The 19,211-nt window shown below is 49.1% G+C and carries 18 protein-coding genes and 2 pseudogenes; 10 read left to right on the forward strand and 10 right to left on the reverse strand.

Annotated features, from left to right (window positions below):
• Positions 1–9 precede the first annotated feature (9 nt).
• Genes G614_RS0104820 through G614_RS26785 form a run of 3 tightly spaced genes read left to right on the forward strand, consistent with a single transcriptional unit; the run spans position 10 to position 4,008 of the window.
• Positions 10–1,407 carry a sucrose-specific PTS transporter subunit IIBC gene (locus G614_RS0104820; RefSeq protein WP_027641042.1) on the forward strand — a complete coding sequence of 466 codons (1,398 nt, stop codon included), beginning with the start codon at positions 10–12 and terminating at the stop codon, positions 1,405–1,407.
• A gap of 2 nt (positions 1,408–1,409) precedes the next feature.
• Positions 1,410–3,623: an alpha-galactosidase gene (locus G614_RS0104825; RefSeq protein ID WP_027641043.1), complete on the forward strand. Its 2,214-nt coding sequence runs from the start codon at positions 1,410–1,412 to the stop codon at positions 3,621–3,623.
• Positions 3,598–4,008, forward strand: a complete 411-nt coding sequence (locus G614_RS26785; protein WP_049948047.1) for an HAD family hydrolase — start codon at positions 3,598–3,600, stop codon at positions 4,006–4,008. The genes G614_RS0104825 and G614_RS26785 overlap by 26 nt, the downstream gene beginning before the upstream one ends.
• Here the strand turns inward: G614_RS26785 and G614_RS34245 are convergent.
• The 7 genes and pseudogenes from G614_RS34245 to G614_RS26805 form a co-directional block, all read right to left on the reverse strand.
• Positions 3,963–4,189, reverse strand: a pseudogene (locus G614_RS34245) (amino acid ABC transporter substrate-binding protein); the annotation flags it as partial. The gene G614_RS26785 and the pseudogene G614_RS34245 sit on opposite strands and share 46 nt — an antisense overlap.
• Positions 4,158–5,018: a helix-turn-helix domain-containing protein gene (locus G614_RS0104835; RefSeq protein WP_027641044.1), complete on the reverse strand. Its 861-nt coding sequence runs from the start codon at positions 5,016–5,018 to the stop codon at positions 4,158–4,160. The pseudogene G614_RS34245 and the gene G614_RS0104835, both read right to left, overlap by 32 nt.
• A gap of 19 nt (positions 5,019–5,037) precedes the next feature.
• Entirely contained in the window at positions 5,038–5,502 is a 465-nt protein-coding gene (locus G614_RS26790; protein WP_242827999.1) for a macro domain-containing protein, read from the reverse strand.
• Between the two features lie 5 nt (positions 5,503–5,507).
• Positions 5,508–5,840: an AAA family ATPase gene (locus tag G614_RS29700; RefSeq protein ID WP_044917426.1), complete on the reverse strand. Its 333-nt coding sequence runs from the start codon at positions 5,838–5,840 to the stop codon at positions 5,508–5,510.
• A 97-nt stretch (positions 5,841–5,937) separates the two neighbouring features.
• Entirely contained in the window at positions 5,938–6,576 is a 639-nt protein-coding gene (locus tag G614_RS29705; RefSeq protein WP_044917427.1) for an ATP-binding protein, read from the reverse strand.
• 48 nt (positions 6,577–6,624) lie between these two features.
• A pseudogene (locus G614_RS34250) lies at positions 6,625–6,877 on the reverse strand (hypothetical protein).
• Positions 6,878–6,903: 26 nt separating this feature from the next.
• Entirely contained in the window at positions 6,904–7,305 is a 402-nt protein-coding gene (locus tag G614_RS26805) for an MmcQ/YjbR family DNA-binding protein (RefSeq protein ID WP_080664473.1), read from the reverse strand.
• A 182-nt stretch (positions 7,306–7,487) separates the two neighbouring features.
• Between G614_RS26805 and dapF (G614_RS0104860) the strand changes: the two genes are divergently transcribed.
• The 7 genes from dapF (G614_RS0104860) to G614_RS0104890 all read left to right on the forward strand — a co-directional run bounded on the left by dapF (G614_RS0104860) (position 7,488) and on the right by G614_RS0104890 (position 14,189).
• Positions 7,488–8,348, forward strand: coding sequence for a diaminopimelate epimerase (gene dapF / locus G614_RS0104860; protein ID WP_027641045.1), 861 nt, complete (start codon positions 7,488–7,490; stop codon positions 8,346–8,348).
• Between the two features lie 211 nt (positions 8,349–8,559).
• Positions 8,560–9,897: a type I glutamate--ammonia ligase gene (glnA, locus tag G614_RS0104865; RefSeq protein WP_027641046.1), complete on the forward strand. Its 1,338-nt coding sequence runs from the start codon at positions 8,560–8,562 to the stop codon at positions 9,895–9,897.
• Positions 9,898–9,942: 45 nt separating this feature from the next.
• A complete protein-coding gene (locus G614_RS0104870) occupies positions 9,943–10,494 on the forward strand; it encodes an ANTAR domain-containing response regulator (protein WP_027641047.1) in 552 nt (183 codons plus the stop codon).
• A gap of 56 nt (positions 10,495–10,550) precedes the next feature.
• Positions 10,551–11,381, forward strand: coding sequence for a diaminopimelate epimerase (gene dapF / locus G614_RS0104875; protein WP_027641048.1), 831 nt, complete (start codon positions 10,551–10,553; stop codon positions 11,379–11,381).
• A 214-nt stretch (positions 11,382–11,595) separates the two neighbouring features.
• Entirely contained in the window at positions 11,596–12,816 is a 1,221-nt protein-coding gene (locus G614_RS0104880; protein WP_027641049.1) for an LL-diaminopimelate aminotransferase, read from the forward strand.
• Positions 12,817–12,890: 74 nt separating this feature from the next.
• The gene (locus G614_RS0104885; protein ID WP_027641050.1) at positions 12,891–13,325 is read left to right on the forward strand and encodes an Lrp/AsnC family transcriptional regulator; all 435 of its coding nucleotides are present in this window, start codon (positions 12,891–12,893) and stop codon (positions 13,323–13,325) included.
• 81 nt (positions 13,326–13,406) lie between these two features.
• Complete coding sequence (locus tag G614_RS0104890) at positions 13,407–14,189, forward strand: N-acetylmuramoyl-L-alanine amidase (protein WP_027641051.1); 783 nt, start codon at positions 13,407–13,409, stop codon at positions 14,187–14,189.
• Between the two features lie 95 nt (positions 14,190–14,284).
• Here G614_RS0104890 and malQ read toward each other — a convergent pair whose 3' ends face one another.
• The 3 genes from malQ to G614_RS0104905 form a co-directional block, all read right to left on the reverse strand.
• Positions 14,285–15,784, reverse strand: a complete 1,500-nt coding sequence (malQ, locus tag G614_RS0104895; RefSeq protein WP_027641052.1) for a 4-alpha-glucanotransferase — start codon at positions 15,782–15,784, stop codon at positions 14,285–14,287.
• Positions 15,785–15,814: 30 nt separating this feature from the next.
• A complete protein-coding gene (locus G614_RS0104900; RefSeq protein ID WP_027641053.1) occupies positions 15,815–16,687 on the reverse strand; it encodes an endonuclease/exonuclease/phosphatase family protein in 873 nt (290 codons plus the stop codon).
• Between the two features lie 66 nt (positions 16,688–16,753).
• Positions 16,754–18,994 carry a PTS transporter subunit IIBC gene (locus tag G614_RS0104905; RefSeq protein ID WP_080664474.1) on the reverse strand — a complete coding sequence of 747 codons (2,241 nt, stop codon included), beginning with the start codon at positions 18,992–18,994 and terminating at the stop codon, positions 16,754–16,756.
• Between the last annotated feature and the right edge of the window lie 217 nt (positions 18,995–19,211).

Raw genomic sequence — 19,211 nt, forward strand, 5'->3', positions numbered from 1 at the left:
GAGAAAATTATGAGTGAAAAGGAACTTGCAAAAAAGATTATTGAACTTGTGGGTGGAGAAAGCAACATCGTGTCCGTCAGACACTGTGCTACCCGGCTGAGAATCGTTGTATCTGATAAAGAAAAAATTCAGACAAAAGATGTGGAAGCACTGGACAAGGTAAAGGGATCTTTTTTTAACTCCGGGCAGTACCAGATCATTCTGGGAACAGGTCTGGTAAACAGAGTCTATGATGAAGTAATCAAAATAACCGGAGATGAGGGAGAAGCACCGGCATCTGATAAAAAGAAAGAAACCGTTGTTTACGGCAATAAATTCCAGAGGGCAGTCCGTATGTTCTCGGATGTATTTGTTCCGATTATTCCTGTCCTTGTTGCAACCGGTCTTTTCATGGGACTCAGAGGATTACTGACGCAGGAAGCCGTGTTGGCGGTATTTGGCTTAACACCGGAGAACGTTTCGCAGACGCTGCTTACATTTACACAGATTTTGACGGATACAGCATTTGCATTCTTACCTGCATTAGTTTGCTGGTCAACCTTCCGCAACTTTGGCGGAAGCCCTGTCATTGGCATCGTATTAGGACTTATGCTGGTAAGCCCAAGCCTGCCGAATGCCTATGCGGTAGGTGCAGGGGAAGCAGACCCGTTGGTATTTTTTGGATTTTTGAAGGTTACCGGTTATCAGGGTTCCGTTCTGCCGGCCTTTGTGACAGGTATTCTTGCAGCCAAGTTTGAAAAATGGCTCCGCAGACATGTGCCGGATGCAATTGACCTGATTGTAACACCATTCGTAACCCTTTTAGTTGGCAGCATCCTTGCAATTTTCGGAATCGGACCCTTACTTCATTCTTTAGAAGCAATTATTTTGAAAGTGGTAGAGACGATTATTTTCCTCCCGATGGGAATCGGCGGATTCTTATACGGATGCTTTGGACAGCTCCTTGGTATCTTCGGTATCCACCATGTACTGAACTTCCTGGAAATCAGCATGCTGGCTCAGGACGGCTGGAATTATCTGAATCCGATTGGAACCTGCGGAAATATGGCTCAGGCGGGAGCGGTTCTTGCCGTAGCAATCAAAGCGGTATCCAATAAGACAAAACAGGTTGCTTACCCTTCCTGCTTATCCGCTATGCTGGGAATCACAGAACCTGCAGTGTTTGGTGTAAACTTAAAATTCGTGAAACCGTTTATCATGTCCATGATTGGCGGCGGTGTCGGTGGTTTCCTGGCATCGATCTTCCACCTGAGAGCAACCGGAATGTCCATTACCGGTATTCCCGGAACCTTATTATACTTAAATGAACAGCTACCGCTGTATATTTTAGTAAATGTGGTATCCTTTGCAGTTGCTTTTGCATTAACATGGTCTATTGGATTTAACAAAAAAATGGAGCAGCAGTAGATATGAGTATAACATTTCATCAGAATAATCAGATCGTACATATCCAAAATACGTCAATCAGTTATGTGATGGAAGTGACAGACGGGAAATATCTGGTTCACCGCTATTTCGGACCAAGCATCCGGAAATATCGGGGAACCGGGATTCCGCAGTATTTTAAAAGAGGATACAATACCGAGCATGAATGCAGTGAGGAACATGTATCCTTTGACGATTTCCCATTTGAATATCCGGTGAGAGGACATGGCGATTATCGAATCCCGGCATTGTCGGTTATGCAGGAATCCGGGACAGAATTTACAGAGCCGGTGTTTAAAAGCTGGAAGGTTTTAGATGGAAAGCCTGAAATAAAGGGGCTTCCCAGCACATTTGCAGCAGACAGCAGGGGTGAGACGCTGGAGATAATGTGTGAGGATGAAGCAGCCGGAATCCGTATTTACCTGTATTACTCTGTTTTTGAAGACAGGGGAATCATTGCCCGTCATCAGAAAGTAGAAAATATCGGAATGCAGACGGTAAAACTTCAAAATGTGCAGAGTATGTCCTTAGAGCTTCCGGCAGAAAATTATGATTTCCTTTCCTTATATGGGACCCATGCGAAGGAAGGAAATAGAGAACGTTTTTCATTGCATCATGGCGTTCAGAGAATCGAAAGTGTCAGAGGCAGCAGCAGTCCGCAGCACCAGCCGTTTTTTGCACTGATCTCAGAGCAGACAACGGAACATTCAGGTGCAGTATATGGATTTCATCTGGTATACAGCGGCAACTTCCTTGCACAGGCTGAAAAAGACCAGTTTGGAAATGTACGTGCCCAGATTGGGATGCACCCGGATACGTTCTGCTGGGAATTAAAACCGGGAGATATATTTGAGACACCGGAAGCAGTTTTGAATTTCAGCCCCGATGGATTAAATGGTATGAGCCGGAATTTTCACTGGCTGTATCAGAATCATCTTATGCCGTCCCGTTTTAAAGACAAGGTGCGTCCTGTCCTGTTAAACTCCTGGGAATCCATGTACTGTGATGTGAGTCTGGAAAAGATTGAAGAGCAGTCGGAGCTTGCAAGGCAGACTGGCGTGGAGTTATTTGTTCTGGATGATGGGTGGTTCCGGAAAGAAAATAATACCAGAACTTCTATGGGAGACTGGAAATGCAATGAAAATAAGCTCCCAGGCGGCATCAGACGTGCGGCAGAAATCATTCATGGAAAAGGGATGCAGTTTGGGCTGTGGTTTGAGCCGGAAGCGGTCAGCGAAGACAGCGAGGTGCTGCAAAAACATCCGGAGTGGGCCTTACAGATTCCTGGGTACCAGATGGTAAAGGGACGCCATGAATATCTGTTTGATTTATCCCGAAAAGAGGTAAGAGAGTACCTTATTTCCATGCTGGATTCCTATTTGAGGAATGGGGACATTGACTATATCAAATGGGATATGAACCGGCCGCTGACAGATGTGAATTCTCTTGTACTTGATAAGGACAGAAAAGGTGAAATCAGTCATCGCTATGTGCTGGGGCTGTATGAAATACTGGATACCATTACAAAAGCCTATCCCAAGATACTGATTGAAGGATGCTCCAGCGGAGGTGCAAGGTTTGATCCGGGAATGCTTTACTATGTTCCACAGAATTGGACCAGCGATAATACGGATGCCTTTGACAGAACACAGATTCAGTCAGGATACAGCCTGCTGTATCCACAGATTGCAATGGGAGCTCATGTAAGTATCACACCGAATCACCAGACAGGAAGAACAACTTCTCTGAAAACAAGGTATCAGGTAGCGAGGCTCTATAATCTGGGGTATGAACTGGATTTGACAAAATGCTCTGAGGAAGAAAGAGAAGAGATTGCTTGTCAGATTGCAGAACATAAGCTGGAAAGAGAGTGGATTCAAAAAGGAACTATGTGCCGTCATGAAGTTCCAAACGAAAATTATGTCATGTGGTCTGTTGTTAGTGAAGATAAAGAAGAATGTGCAGCGATTATTTTCCAGAAATTCCATAATCCGATTTTTTCTCACGGAAGATTTAAAATGTGTTCCCTGAATCCGGATTTTGATTATATGGACCAGGATAGTCAAGTGATTTATGGCGGAGATGAATTGATGCAGATTGGTATTACAGTACCAATAATAAAAGAAGATTTTTATGTGTTTTCATTTCGTTTTACAAAGGTGGATGAAAAGAATGGCAATAAAGCTGATTGTGAGTGATCTGGATGGTACTTTGTTGAATGAGAATCATAAGATTTCTGAAGTAACAGTAAAAGCGATAAGAGCTGCCGAGAATGATGGCATTCGATGGCTTACGGCAACAGGACGTGCCTGGAATACAGCATTTCCACTATTAGAAGAGGCCGGAGTTACGTGTGATTTTGTATTGCTGAATGGAGCGGAATTCCGAAGTTCAGGCGGCAGATTGATTCAGGCTGAAGCTATTTCGAACAGGGAAGCCGGGAAGACTATCAGGATTCTGCAGGAACAGGGGATTGGTTTTGAACTTAACACGGAATCCGGGGATTATTCTACAGATACGGAATTATGCAGCACAGCATCCGTGGAGCCTGCATCCTCAATGGCTTTGATGGCAGCCAGGTAGGAATCGTAACCCAGAGCGGAGACAGCCGGGATGATGTCTTCCTGCTTTCCCTTTACCAGTATTCCTTGAAGCCCTCGATGAAGACCGCAGCCTCGTCGTTGGCCGGCTCCGCCTCGTCGAAGAAGGTGGAGAGCACTACGCCCTCTGAGTCAGCTCCTGCTTCGTTTGGGGAGCTGGTGGAAGTGATTTTTGTAGGCCCTGAGAAAGGTGGAATAATGGCTGAAGCCGGAACGGAAGCAGGCGTCCGTGGCGTTTACCCCCTCGCCAAGCAGGTCCCTGGCGTAAAGCAGGCGTTTTTCGGTGATGTAATTTCCTATGGTACATCCTGTTTCTTCCTTGAAAATACGCATCATGTGGTATGGGCTGATGCAGCTTAAGGCGGACAAAGTCCCGATGCTCAGGTCCTCGTCCAGATGTTCATTTATATAGGATATAAGGCCGGAGACCCGGTAGTTTAAGACGCCCGTGGGAAGGTACTGGGCGTTGTCATCCATGGAGGCCCTGTTCAGCTCCACCAGGAATTCCAGGCATAAAAGGCGGCTCATGAGGGACCCGGCAAATTCTTCCTGCTGCCAGTTCTGGGAGCGTTCCAGCCGCTTTAAAAGGGAGAGCATGCTTACCCGGACCTCATCCTTAAGCCTGAGAACATTAGAATGGCGGTAGGCTGCCGTGGCAAAACACCGGTCCAGGGAATCCTCGTTTTCCCTGTGGCGGTCCAGAAAATCCTGGGACAGGTAAAGTATCTGCCGTTCATAGGGCTGTCCCGGGTCCACCTCCGGCCGGTGAATCTGTCCCCGTCCCACCAGCACAATATCAAAGGGGTGAAGGGTATATGAACGGCCTTCTATGACATAGTTCACCCTTCCCTCCAGCAGCACCATGATTTTCAGGAAATCGTGATAGTGGAATTCATAGCAGGGACTTACCTTATCTTTTAAATGGAACAGCCGGAAGTCCTCCTTCAGGAATCCCTGGCGCTCAAACGCAGGGGCGTCATCTGTGATGGGCATGGAACAGTTACCTCCTTTATTATATGTCTAATGTTACTTTATCTTTATCTCCTTTATATATAACAACATCAATTTCTCCATGTATTTTATCTCCATACAATTGAAATAATGATGTTATTACTCTCAGTGAATCATTATGTGATAATCCTGCTCTCGAAAGGTTTGTTCCCATCAATGGAATTACCAATCTATGCCCTTGCCCATGTTGATCATAAAAATTAACAAGTGATTTTATACACCATTCTAAATCATCAACAGAAGTGTGTGCAATATTATCTTTATCAAATTCAGAGATTGCAAGTAATAAAAAAGTACTATTATTCTTGCCCCTAATCATCGCCACTGTACCCAAATCATATACTTCTTTTTTTCCACGTTCTTTATCTTCATCGGATATAATCCTTTTAGGCACTAACTTTTGCATTTCCAAACATTTATGTATTTTACTATCAATATCTTCTATGGTAAATCCATTATTAACCATTGCTTTTATCCATCTTCCATGTAAGGAATTAGGCGACACCAATGGTTTTGAACAGGATGATATATCTCATCACCTTTAATACTAAGTAAGGAATTGATTAGTTCTGGATCAGGCAATGCTCCAAGAGCACCTTTCCTATATTTTTCCATAACATCTGTCGTATCTCTCACTCCCTGCTGTGCTGTAAAATCAGCAAGTGAATATACATATACGCCTTCTTCATCTTTGTGGATAAACCAAATCTGCTCCTTCCGGAACATTCTCTTGCAATCCATAAGATTAATATCGTGAACTGTAAATATCATCTGCGCATTTGTATTCAATTCATTATTAAACATCGCAACAATTGCCCTGGTAAGCTTAAAATGAATACTGCTATCTAATTCATCTACAATAGAATTCTGCCCTGTTCAAGTGCTTCTATGACATAACTGGCTACAAGTTATCCATATACAAGTCTGCATTTTTTATGAACTCAACAACCTTTTGCTGCAACTGATTCTTATTCTTCATGAGTTCAATCGTGTGCTTCATAGGAATATCGTTCATCTTGATTATGTCAATTTTCTCTGCAAATCCAACAAGAATCTGCTTCATCTCGTTGATGTGTTCAAATTTACTTGTATCTATTACATAACACAGCAAATTATTTTTCGATACAACCGGAATCATTGCCAGCACATCCTCATCAACACATTCGTATATTTCTTTAATGGTATCCTTTTTCAACCAGCAAACTTCCTTTTCATTGTTATACTGATCTTTGAATATCTCCGAAAATGATTCATATATATACTCTTCTTTTTCTGCATCATACTTAAAGTCATAAGAAAACTTTCTTTCAGATGCCATAAATGTTACGCCTAACTCACATACATCACTCTCCGTAAATATATTAGGCATTAAACCATTTTTCTTATTCAAAAGCACTCTCTTTATTGCCCTAATGCACTTGATCAAACAGGTTTTTCCTGCATTGTTTGGACCGTATATTCCCACCGTTTTAAGCACATTAAAATTGTTCTCTTTATGAACATTGGATCCAAATTTCTTATTTCGCATATCTGCTTTCATTGAAAATGTAATATCATCCTCAAATGCATAACAGTTTTTTGCTTTTATTTATTCCGCCATATAAATCTCATGGTGTAAACGCTGTTCATTTATATCATTCTCATAGCCCTGCTCCTTCAGGTAATCTTCCATCAAAGCTAATGTTAAGGGTTCCGAATCAAATGAACCTAGATGCATAATCTGGACGAGGATTTCCCTTTCCGCGAACTGCAACATAATTCATAGGAGGAATTTTTATAATTTCCGGTTTATTCTTCGGCATATAAAATTCCTTGTACTCTTTTTTAAAATCAAATGCCATCTTTTTTCATCCTTTCTTTAATCTATTTACTCGCTCCTGTATATTACATTCAAATTCACCCCTTGCATATATTTCCGAAGCAACCCACACTTGGAGCAATCTGTCCCACAACAGCTTATTATATTTACCGGTTGAGCCACCTCTAATATTTCCCGCTGTTTCTTTTTACTAAATCCCCCAAGCACAAGTTGATACGATTTATCCAATAAGTCCTTCAATAAATCATCGGGCTGGGTTTTATTCATATAATATCCTGGAATGATATCCTCGTACTGTTGACGCAAGAAATCACCTTCGCCCGGTTCAAGTCTCAGTGTAATATAATATGGCTCATTGTTCTCATCCATACAGACTGCTGCAAACATTTTCCCACCTATTTGATAACGAATCCCATTCCACTCTTTCTGAATGTCCTTTGTCACGCCCATTTATGTACATAATTTAAGTATAAAATAATTAGAGCATTATTTGCAATATAAAATAGCAATATATCTATATTTTTCTCAAAAAATGCTTGATAAAATAATGGTAAAGTTTTCAGGCGGCGAACCTGTTATGCAGCCGGTAAGCAGAGCTGTTGAATCAGACCGCAGATATGGAGGATATCTATATGAGGATTGTAGTGGAAAAATATCATGGACTGGGAAATGATTATCTGGTATATGACCCCAATAAAAACAAACTGAAGCTGACTCCTTCCAATGTACAGCTCATGTGCAACCGCAATTTTGGGGTGGGTGCTGACGGCATTCTGGAGGGACCCATTCTGGACGGTGAGCAGATTTCCATGGTGGTGTGGAATCCGGACGGCAGCGCTGCACAAAAGAGCGGGAACGGCGTCCGCATTTTTGCCAAATATTTAAAGGACGCAGGGTACGTACAGAAGAAGGATTTTACCATTTTCTCCCAGGGCGGTGAGGCGTCCATCCATTATCTCAATGAGGAGGGCACCCGGTTAAAGGCATCCATGGGAAAGGTATCCTTCTGGAGTGACGATGTGCCGGTGGAGGGACCGCGCAGGGAAATCATCAACGAGACCATGGTGTTTGGCCGGATTCCCTATCCTGTTACCTGCCTGTCCATCGGCAATCCCCACTGCGTTATCCTTATGGATGAGATTTCAAAGGATTTGGTATGCAGGATTGGAAGGTATTCTGAGAGCGCCAAACAGTTTCCGGAGAAAATCAACACCCAAATCATGAAGGTGCTGGACCGGACCCATATCCAGACAGAAGTGTACGAAAGAGGAGCGGGATATACCCTGGCTTCCGGAAGCGGCTGCTGTGCGGCTGCTGCGGCTGCTTGCCGCCTGGGGCTTACGGACCCCAAGATGTTTGTGCAGATGCCGGGAGGCACCCTGGAGCTGGAGATTGACGGGGAAGGTGTGGTCCACATGACCGGCGATGTGGGGTATGTGGGGACCATCAAACTGGGAAGCCATTTCACAGAGCAGCTTCGCGCGTTAAAGTGATATCAGAAAAAAAAGAGGAAATTCATTGACAAATGAAATATCTGCTGATATATTTTTTATAACATAAAGCAGGGGTAAGGGAAGGCTGACGAGGACGTCTTAAGGGGGGCCCTGTCCCTGCCCGGTGGTTTTAAGGAGGCGGGAGCATGGTAAGAGGTTCCCGCCTCTGCGTGTTTGCCGGTATCACAGTTTGCAAGAGAGGGAGATTAATATGAGCAAATACAGTAAAGAAGACATCATGCGTATGGTGGAAGAGGAGGATGTGGAGTTTATCCGCCTACAGTTTACGGATATCTTCGGAATGCTTAAGAATGTGGCCATCACTGCCAGCCAGCTTGAAAAGGCATTGGATAACCGCTGCATGTTTGACGGATCTGCCATTGAAGGTTTTGTGAGGATTGACGAGTCGGATATGTACCTGTATCCGGATTTGGATACCTTCGAGGTGTTTCCGTGGAGGCCCCAGCAGGGCAAGGTGGCCAGGTTCATCTGCGACGTGTATAACCCGGATGGAACCCCGTTTTCCGGCGACCCAAGGTATGTGCTCAAACGGGCTGTGAAGCGGGCGGAGGACATGGGATATGTGCTCAATGTGGGGCCGGAATGTGAATTCTTTCTCTTTCACACGGACGAGGAGGGAAGGCCCACCACCAGCACACATGAGATGGCGGGATATTTTGACGTGTCTCCCATTGACCTGGCGGAAAATGTCCGCAGGGATATTGTGCTGAACCTGGAGGAGATGGGATTTCAGGTGGAGGCCAGCCATCATGAGATTGCGCCGGCCCAGCACGAGATTGATTTCCAGTATACGGATGCGCTTCGGGCCGCGGACAATATTATGACCTTTAAGATGGCTGCCAAGACCATAGCAAAGCGCCACGGACTCCATGCCACCTTCATGCCAAAGCCCAGAGAGGGGATGAACGGCTCCGGCATGCATATCAATATGTCCCTGTCAGACAAGGAGGGCAGGAACTTGTTTGCGGATGACCAGGATGCTTTGAGACTGAGCAGGGACGCCTATTATTTCATGGCCGGCATCCTTAAGCACATGAAGGCAATGACCATCCTTACCAACCCCCTTGTGAATTCCTATAAAAGGCTGATTCCGGGATTCGACGCACCGATTTATATTGCCTGGTCCCCTACCTCCAACCGCAGTTCCCTGATTCGCATACCATCCCCCAGAGGGGAGAGCACGCGGATTGAGCTGCGATGCCCGGATTCTGCCATGAATCCTTATCTGGCGCTGGCAGCCTGCCTGTGGGCAGGCCTGGACGGGATTGAGAAGAAAGTCGGACTTCCCGCGTGTGTGGAGGGAAATATGTTCACCATGGAGCCGGAGGAGCTGAGGGAAAGGAACGTGGAGCGGATTCCGGAAACCCTGGGTGATGCCATCGAGGCGTACAACGGGGATGCCTTCATGAAGGAGGTGCTGGGAGAGCACATTTATACCAAGTATCTGGAGGCCAAGGAGCAGGAATGGAGAGATTTTCGGGCTCAGGTAACGGATTGGGAAGTAAGCCAGTATCTGTATAAATATTGATTGCGCCGGCAGTTGTGAATAAGGTTTTACCTGGAGGTGGGACTTGTGACTAACATCATCGTAGCGTTCTCCAAGCCGGAGGACGGGAAGAACATAAAGAGCATACTGGTCCGAAACGGTTTCCAGGTAGTCGCAGTCTGCACCTCAGGCGGTCAGGTTCTGTCGGCTGCGGACTGTCTGAACGGGGGAATCGTGGTGAGCGGTTACCGGTTTGAGGATATGATGTACGACGAGCTGCGCCAGTGCCTGCCGGGGGATTTTGACATGCTTCTGATTTCATCGCCTGCCAGGTGGGGCGGACAGTGCCCGGACAGGGTCATCTGTCTGCCCATGCCCCTTAAGGTCCACGACCTCTTAAATACCCTGGAAATGATGGTGCAGGCCCAGGAGAGAATCCGCAGAAGGAGAAGAAGCAGGCCCAGGGAGCGCAGCAAGGAGGAGCAGGATATCATAACAGAGGCAAAGACACTGCTGATGGAACGGAACAATATGACGGAGTCTGAAGCCCACAGATATATACAGAAATGCAGCATGGACAGCGGCACCAATCTGGTGGAGACAGCCCAGATGGTAATCAGCCTCATCCATGTGTGCTAGGGATGGATAAGGGAAATATTTAATAGAAAGCCTTATACGGCAGGATGGAGACGGATATGGAGTTTACAAAAATGCAGGGAACCGGCAATGATTATGTGTATGTGGACTGTTTTAAGGAGACGGTGAGGGATCCGGCAAAGACAGCAATCTATGTGAGCGACCGCCATTTTGGCATCGGGTCGGACGGACTGATTCTCATATGCCCCTCCCGGACAGCGGACTGCAGAATGGAGATGTACAACGCGGACGGTTCCCAGGGAATCATGTGCGGCAACGGTGTGCGCTGCGTGGGAAAATACGTTTACGACCACGGTCTGGTGGATAAGGATAAAAGGACCATCACAGTGGAGACACTGGCGGGAATCAAGACGCTGGAGTTAGATACTGAGGATGGCAGAGCGGTGTCCGTTACCGTGGACATGGGGGAAGCAGCCCTCACATCCCGGCTGCCGGAGGATATCACGGTGGACGGGAAGGAATACAGGTTTGTGGGAATCAATGTTGGAAATCCCCATGCAATCTATTATGTGGACCAGGTGGACAGTCTGGATTTGGAGCGGATTGGACCGGCCTTTGAGAACCATGTGCGGTTTGCGCCTGACCGTGTCAATACGGAGTTCATTCATGTGGTGGACCGGAAACACCTTGAGATGCGGGTGTGGGAGCGGGGAAGCGGTGAAACCTGGGCATGCGGTACAGGGGCCACGGCCAGCGTCATGGCTTCCATCCTCATGGGATATACGGAGGATGAGGCGGAGGTGGCTCTGCGCGGAGGAAAGCTGGTGATACGGTATGACAGGGAGTCCGGCCATCTGTTTATGACAGGGCCGGCCGTGGAGGTGTTCCGGGGCTCTATTGACATACCCGAAGAAATATATTATGATTGATGAGGTGAATTTCATCAATTAATACTTTAAAGCGAAAATGTTTACTATACACTCTCAGGAACCAGACGCACGACGGCGTGCGTCCTGGTACATCTTTTGCGGCACAGCGGCGGTCATGGGAAAGACATGGCAATTTGTTCTGCGGCGAAAGGCGTATCCGGTTTTTGGGAGTGTTTTCATATTTAACAGAGACAGAGGACAGGAGGAAACGGACATGTTTAAGATCAATGAAAATTATTTGAAGCTGCCGGGCAGCTATCTCTTTTCCGCCATTGCAAAAAAAGTGGCTGCATATGAAAAGGCCAACCCGGACAGGCGGGTCATACGGCTGGGAATCGGGGATGTGACACTTCCCATTGCCCCGGCCATTGTGGAAGCCATTCACAAGGCGGCGGATGAGATGGGACATGCAGAGACATTTCACGGCTATGCGCCGGATTTGGGCTATGCCTTCCTGCGTGAGACGATTGTGGAAAAGGACTACAGGTCATGGGGCTGTCATGTAGAGGCAGACGAGATATTCGTATCGGACGGAGCCAAAAGCGACTGCGGCAATATCCAGGAGATATTCAGTGAGGACAGCCGCATTGCGGTCTGCGACCCCGTATATCCCGTGTATGTGGATTCCAATGTTATGGCAGGCCGCACAGGTAGTTATGACCCTGCCACAGGCGTGTGGAGCAATGTGATTTACATGCCCTGTACGGCGCAGAATCATTTTGTGCCGGCGCTTCCGGAGGAAACGCCGGACCTTATTTACCTGTGTGTGCCCAATAACCCTACAGGAACCACGCTGACCAGGGACCAGCTAAAGGTGTGGGTGGACTACGCTAACAGGGCAGGGGCCGTAATTCTCTATGATGCTGCTTACGAGGCATATATATCCGAGGAGGATGTGCCTCACAGCATATTTGAGATTCAGGGAGCCAGGACCTGTGCCATTGAGTTCCGTTCCTTCTCAAAAAAAGCCGGGTTCACAGGCGTGCGTCTGGGATTTACCGTGGTTCCAAAGGATTTGAAATGCGGGGATGTGACGCTCCATTCGCTGTGGGCCAGACGCCACGGCACCAAGTTCAACGGGGCCCCCTATATTGAGCAGAGAGCCGGGGAAGCCGTATATTCCGAAGAAGGCAGCCGGCAGGTCATGGAGCAGGTGGCGTATTATAAGAGGAATGCCAGGGTAATCTATGACGGGCTGAAGGAAGCGGGCTACACCGTGTTTGGCGGAATCAATTCCCCCTACATCTGGCTTAAGGTGGAGGACGGGATGGACAGCTGGGAGTTTTTTGATTATCTTCTGGAACAGGCCAATGTGGTGGGAACACCGGGAAGCGGCTTCGGGCCCAGCGGCCAGGGGTATTTCCGCCTGACGGCCTTTGGCACCTATGAGAATACGGTGGAGGCTGTAAAACGGATAAAGGCCCTCAGGCGGTAACGGCGGCAGAGCGTGAGACTGAAAAAATGTGCTGACGCGCCAAGGGCAGGAGAACAGGGAGGCAAGGGAGTAATATGGATGATATCGACCGCAAGATACTAAAGCTTTTACAGGACAATGCCAGGGTTTCCCTAAAGACCATCGCAGAGAATACATTTTTATCCTCTCCGGCGGTATCTGCCAGGATTGAACGCCTGGAAAAGGAGGGAATCATAACCGGTTATCATGCCGCGGTGGATCCGGTGAAGCTGGGGTATCACATACTGGCATATATTAACCTGGAAGTGATACCGGAGGACAAGGAGCAGTTCTATGCCTATGCCGAGGAGGTCCCCAATATACTGGAGTGCAGCTGTGTCACCGGAGGATTTTCCATGTTGTTAAAGGTTACCTTTAAGAGTACCATGGAACTGGATATGTTCATAGGGCAGCTGCAGAAATTCGGCAGGACAAGCACACAAATCGTATTTTCCACCCATGTGGGCCCTAGAGGAGTGGATGTGGACTAAATTTAGTTCCAGGTTCAGTCAACATTTGTCTTACTTTCACATATGGTATAATGTAGAGTCATATATGAAGGAGAATCTGGTATGACAGATGTTAAGAGAGTCATAATTGATGCCGGCCACGGCGGCGAAGAGCCGGGCGCCATGTACGACGGGCGCCGGGAAAAAGACGATACCCTGCGGCTGGCTCTTGCGATAGGACGGATATTGGAGAATAATGGGGTGGATGTGGTATATACCAGGACCACGGATGTATACGACACACCTCTTGAGAAGGCTCAGATAGCAAACCAGTCAGGGGCTGATTATTTTGTGTCCATTCACCGGAATGCCTTCCCTGTGCCGGGAGCGGCAAGCGGCGCCATGACGCTGGTGTATCAGGATGCGGGTGTGCCTGCCATGCTGGCGGATAATATCCAGCGCAATCTGGTGGAAACAGGGTTCAGGGACCTGGGGGTACAGGAGCGTCCCGGTCTTATCGTGCTGCGAAATACACAGATGCCTGCAGTACTGGTGGAAGCGGGATTTATTGATAGTCCGGAAGACAACCTGCTTTTAGATGAGAATTTCGATGCCATTGCCCAGGCCATAGCAGACGGTGTGCTGGAAACCATCCGGCAGCAGGAGGCGCAGCGGCCTGAATATTATCAGGTCCAGGTGGGAGCCTTCCGCACCAGGATGCCGGCAGACAGGCTGGTAAATGAGCTCCAGGCCAGCGGCCTCCCGGCCTTCCTGGTTTACGACGACGGGCTGTACAAGGTAAGGGTTGGCGCTTTCCTCAATATGGACCATGCGGTACAGATGGAGAGGAACCTGAGAAACATGGGGTATCCCACTGTTCTGGTGAGGGAACGGGCCATATACTGATGGGTGTAATGTAAAAAACTGCTAAACACATACAGAATAAATGCCGCAGGTCAAATTCTCTTGGATTTGGCCTGCGGCAGCTTTCATATGTCCTATCACCAGTTCCAGCGCCCGTAGCGCAGTGTGACGGAGGCAATGGTTTTCACTAACTGGTCCGACATCTGGCCGGGAAGAAGGCGCCATTTCCAGTTGGTGCCAACGGTGGAAGGGGTGTTGATGCGGCAGTCATTGTCCAGGCCCATGTAATCCTGGAGGGGGATGATGCATATTCTGGCCTGGCTGCGCATAATCAGGCTGATGAAGGACATATGCAGACGGTTTGCGGGGGTGCAGCTGTCACAGAGATAATCCCTGGCCAGCTTCCGCTCCTGGGCCGTGATGGAGGCGTACCATCCTTTGATGGTTTCATTGTCATGGGTGCCGGTGTAGGCCACACAGTTTTCAGGGTAGTTGTGGGGAAGATAATCGCCGGCACAGCCGGAATCCCTGGAATCAAATGCAAATTCCAGCACCTTCATGCCCGGAAATCCGCTGTCTTTTACAAGCTGTCTGACGGAGTCTGTCACATATCCCAGGTCCTCGGCAATGATTTCCTTTTCTCCTAACGTATTTCTCACCATGTGGAAGAAGCCGATTCCCGGTCCCTGCTCCCAATGGCCTCCGATGGCAGTGGCGGAACCGGCCGGAATGGAATAATACTGGTCAAATCCCCGGAAATGGTCAATTCTCACCACATCATAAAGTTTATAACAGTAGGACAGGCGGGCCAGCCACCATTCATAGCCCGTGCTGCGGTGGTATTCCCAGCGGTACAGGGGATTGCCCCAGACCTGCCCTGCGGCAGAAAAGCCGTCAGGAGGGCAGCCTGCAACTGCGGTGGGTATATTGTCCCTGTCCAGCTCAAAGAGTTCGGGGTGGGCCCATGTGTCGGCGCTGTCCATGGCCACATAGATGGGAATGTCCCCTATGATGCGGATTCCGTTGGCATTGGCATAGGATTTTAGTTTTTTCCACTGCTGGCTGAATTTGAACTGAAGGTATTGGTGGAATTCTATGTCGTAATATAGCTCCCTGCGGTAGTAATCCAGGGCATTCTGCCAGCGAAGGCGGATGTCCTGTGCCCACTGGGTCCAGGCGGTTCCTCCGAACCGGGTCTTCACTGCCATGAAAAGGGCGTAATCCTCCAGCCACCATCTGTTTTCCTCCATGAATTTCCCAAACTCCGGGTCAAGGCTTATGCTGCTCCTCTCATAGGCTTTTCTGAGCAGGGGGAACCGCTCTTCGTAAATCTTTGCGTAGTCCACAAAATCCGGCTGGCTGCCGAAGTCGGCCCGGCTGCATTCTTCCTCTGTAAGGACGCCCTCCTGGATAAGGTCCTCCAGACTTATGAAATAGGGATTGCCTGCAAAGGTGGAAAAGGACTGGTAGGGGGAATCCCCGTAACTGGTGGGGCCCAGGGGGAGAATCTGCCAGTAGGACTGGCCGGCCTCTTTTAAACGGTCCACGAATTCGTAGGCCTCCTTTGAAAAGCAGCCGATTCCATATCTGGAGGGAAGGCTGGTGATGGATAGTAAGATTCCGCTTTCTCGTTTCATATCTATATGCTCCTTTTAGCAGGCATTGGTCTAGTATTCTGTGATGATTCCAAAATGGTCTGATACAACGGGACAGGATGTGCCGTCGTATATGGTTCTGGAGGAAATAACCGGCACCCTGCGGCTGGTCCAGATGTAATCAATGCGCATTCCGGATATATCTCCCTGTTCCCGCCATCCGTCAATGGCATTTGCCACCGTGACGCCTGAATCCCTGGAGACAGCCAGGTCATATGTGTCAAACCAGCCTGAGGCCAGAATCAGATCCCGTCCCTGGCCGGTTACATGGGCCGGGGAGTTGAAATCCCCCATGAGCCACAGCTGTTTTCCGGATAAGGGGGCCAGGCCGTTGCATATGCGTTTCCATTGTCCCTCAAAGGGTTCCTCGCTGTCATTCCACCAACCCATGTGGACACTGTAAAAATATTCATCTCCGTATTCTGTCCGGGTATTGATTCCAAGTATTTTGCGGGTCTTCCAGTTTTCATAATCCCGGATGCCGGTGATGTAAAACTGGCTGGTCCCCAGTATGGGAGAACGGCTGAGGACGGCCAGGCCCTCGTCGTATTTTCCGTATCCTATCTTGGCCGGGGTCCAGGTCCATTGGTAGGAAACACCGGCCCGGGCCAGGAGCAGCGCTAGGTTAAAGGCGTGGTTGTCTGCCCGGATGACTGTTCGGGGCGCGCAGGGGGAGTACGGACTCAAGTCTTTGGTGCAGCAGGGGACGCAGCCGGATTCCCGCAGCCGGCCGGAGGCTGCGGGGAGAGCGCTCCTGGACTGGTTGACCTCCTGGAGGGCTATGATATCCGGCTTGATTTGGACAAGGGAGCCGGCAAAGGCGGCGAGCTTGGATGCATAATCCGGTTCCGCCAGACTGTGTGTGTTAAGCGTCATTATTTTCATATTACCTGTCTCCGGTGGTTTTCAGTTACAGCAGATTGCTGTGGTGCGTCAGTTACAGCGCGCAGTTTACAGTATATCATTGATATCGGATTTGAGCACATCTGCTTTCGGTCCGTAGATGGCCTGGATGCCGCCATCCTTTTTAATCAGTCCCATGGTGCCCTCTGCCTTCCATTGGGGCAGTTCGGCTACCTTATCCACGTCCCTTACCGTGACGCGCAGCCGGGTCATGCAGGCGTCCACCAGGACAATGTTATCCCTGCCGCCCAGGAGGGAGATGATGCGCTCAGCCTGGCTGTTTCCGGATGATTTGGATCCGGCCTGGCCCTGGCTGTTCTCTGAGGCAGAGTCGTCGGTATAGTTGCCCAGTCTGCCTGGGGTGGCAAAGTGGAGCCTTCCTATCATGAAATAGGCGATTGCATATCCTGCGGCAAAGAATACAGCCACACAGAGGATAAAGTTAACCAGGTCTCCGCCAAGTCCTGCACGGATGGACATGGGAACGCGCGTCAGGAATTCCAGGTTGCCAAAGGAATGCAGCCTGAGGTGGATGATGCCGGCCATGGCAAACGCGCATCCCTGCAGCACTGCGTATACCAGATACAGCGGAAGGGCGCAGAACATGAACATAAATTCCAGAGGCTCCGTGACACCTGTAAGAAATACGGCCAGCACAGTGGAGATGAACATGGAACGGTAATTATGGCGCTTATCCGGGTCTACGCGGCGGTACATGGCCAGGGCAATGCCCAGAAGGAGCCCTGTGGCGCCAATCATCTGTCCCACCTTGAAACGCGCAGGGGTAATGGTGGACAGCAGGTTCTGGTATCCCGCCATGTCGCCCGCGTCCTTAAGGTTGATAAGGTCTGTTGCCCAGGCCAGCCACAGCGGGTCCTGCCCAAAGACCCGGGAACCTGCGTTGACGCCTGTGAGGATGGTATAAGTGCCTCCGAAGGAGGTATAATTCATGGGTATGGTCAGCATATGGTGCAGGCCGAAGGGGAGGAGAAGCCTCTCCAGGGTTCCGTAGATAAAGGGGGCCAGCACAGGCGAGGTGGAGGAGGAGTTGGCAATCCACACGCCGAAGGAGTTAATGCCGGTCTGGACCACAGGCCATAGGATGGCCAGCACCAGGGAGATGATTACGGACCAGAGGATGACCATCATGGGGACGAAGCGTTTGCCGTTGAAGAAGGCCAGGGCGTCCGGCAGCTTCCTGTAATTATAATATTTATTGTAAATGACTCCGCCTGCAAAGCCTGATATGATGCCCACGAACACGCCCATGTTCAGTGCGGGAGCGCCCAGGACCGATGTGAAATATCCGTTTACAAGGATTTCCTGGCCCAGCAGGGTCCGGGTGACGGCGGCCGGGTCATTCAGTTCGGCGCTGCTGACTCCAAAGAGGGCGCCGGTTATAACATTGATGAGGATGAAGGCAATGACAGCCGCAAATGCGCCGCCGGCCCGTTCCTTTGCCCAGGAGCCGCCGATGGCAACAGCAAACAGGATGTGCAGGTTGTTGATTACGGCCCAGCCTATGGTTTCCATGGTGCTTCCGATTGTAAGGACAGCGCCCATATCCCCGCCCGCCATCTGTATCAGCTTTCCTACGCTGATCATCAGTCCGGCTGCGGGCATGACGGCAATGACTGTCATCAGCACCTTGCCCAGCTTTTGGAGGAAGTCAAAATTTATCAGGGATTTTCCGGCCTTTCCGATTTTCCTGTCCGCGGTGTCTGTGAGGGAAGACGCATTTGCTGCCGGGGAGCCATCTGGATTTTGGAGGGCGGTTGTCTCGGCTTCTGCGGCCCCGTCCGGCGGACAATGGTCTAAAACCGTTATCACGGCATCTGTACCCGCCTTTACAGGACCTGTGAAGGCATTCATGGAACGGCCTTCCATTCCGCCGCATATGAGGACAGGCGTGATGGTATTGACCTGCTTTTCCTCAAGGGCCTTTAAATCGGCTTTTGCCAACAGGTCGCCGGCCTTTACCTTATCTCCGGCCTTTACACAGCACTGGAAGCATTCTCCCTTTAAGGCCACGGTCTCCAGGCCGAAGTGGACCATGACCTCTATGCCGTTCCCGGAACGCAGACCATAGGCGTGGAGGGTCTCTGCTACGGAAACCACCTCTGCGTCAATGGGACTGACCAGATTGCCGTCCTGAGGCAGGATGGCAACGCCGTCTCCTATGATTTTCTGTGAGAATACAGGGTCCGGCACTTCCTCTAATGGGACCGCTGTCCCGGTTAAAGGGGAGAGAATCCTGATTCCAATACAGCCGTCAGTGTTCTTGTTCATATGTAACCTCCTGAGTTTAATTGTTGCACTGTTTGCGCAACCGATTGCATTAAATATAGTCCGGTTGTCTGAAGAATGCAATAGATATTTTGAAAATCTTGTGTTTTCTACGTTTTGGACAAAAATAGCTCCAGGCATTTGTGCAATTTTCTTAAAAGAGAATGCAAATGAGCGGGGTTGGGGGGTGCGCAAACAGAGCGCAAACGAGTTGACAAAA

It is taken from the genome of [Clostridium] clostridioforme AGR2157, from assembly GCF_000424325.1.
Taxonomy (GTDB): domain Bacteria; phylum Bacillota; class Clostridia; order Lachnospirales; family Lachnospiraceae; genus Enterocloster; species Enterocloster clostridioformis_A.

Coding starts and splice junctions, on each gene's coding strand:
- G614_RS0104900 (WP_027641053.1), bottom strand. CDS start 16,687: ATGAAAATAATGACGCTTAACACACACAGTCTGGCGGAACCGGATTAT.
- G614_RS0104890 (WP_027641051.1), top strand. CDS start 13,407: ATGACAGATGTTAAGAGAGTCATAATTGATGCCGGCCACGGCGGCGAA.
- G614_RS29700 (WP_044917426.1), bottom strand. CDS start 5,840: ATGTTTAATAATGAATTGAATACAAATGCGCAGATGATATTTACAGTT.
- G614_RS29705 (WP_044917427.1), bottom strand. CDS start 6,576: ATGAAAGCAGATATGCGAAATAAGAAATTTGGATCCAATGTTCATAAA.
- G614_RS0104825 (WP_027641043.1), top strand. CDS start 1,410: ATGAGTATAACATTTCATCAGAATAATCAGATCGTACATATCCAAAAT.
- G614_RS0104835 (WP_027641044.1), bottom strand. CDS start 5,018: ATGCCCATCACAGATGACGCCCCTGCGTTTGAGCGCCAGGGATTCCTG.
- G614_RS0104820 (WP_027641042.1), top strand. CDS start 10: ATGAGTGAAAAGGAACTTGCAAAAAAGATTATTGAACTTGTGGGTGGA.
- G614_RS26805 (WP_080664473.1), bottom strand. CDS start 7,305: ATGGGCGTGACAAAGGACATTCAGAAAGAGTGGAATGGGATTCGTTAT.
- glnA (WP_027641046.1), top strand. CDS start 8,560: ATGAGCAAATACAGTAAAGAAGACATCATGCGTATGGTGGAAGAGGAG.
- G614_RS0104905 (WP_080664474.1), bottom strand. CDS start 18,994: ATGAACAAGAACACTGACGGCTGTATTGGAATCAGGATTCTCTCCCCT.
- G614_RS0104885 (WP_027641050.1), top strand. CDS start 12,891: ATGGATGATATCGACCGCAAGATACTAAAGCTTTTACAGGACAATGCC.
- G614_RS26790 (WP_242827999.1), bottom strand. CDS start 5,502: ATGGTTAATAATGGATTTACCATAGAAGATATTGATAGTAAAATACAT.
- G614_RS26785 (WP_049948047.1), top strand. CDS start 3,598: ATGGCAATAAAGCTGATTGTGAGTGATCTGGATGGTACTTTGTTGAAT.
- G614_RS0104880 (WP_027641049.1), top strand. CDS start 11,596: ATGTTTAAGATCAATGAAAATTATTTGAAGCTGCCGGGCAGCTATCTC.
- dapF (WP_027641045.1), top strand. CDS start 7,488: ATGAGGATTGTAGTGGAAAAATATCATGGACTGGGAAATGATTATCTG.
- dapF (WP_027641048.1), top strand. CDS start 10,551: ATGGAGTTTACAAAAATGCAGGGAACCGGCAATGATTATGTGTATGTG.
- malQ (WP_027641052.1), bottom strand. CDS start 15,784: ATGAAACGAGAAAGCGGAATCTTACTATCCATCACCAGCCTTCCCTCC.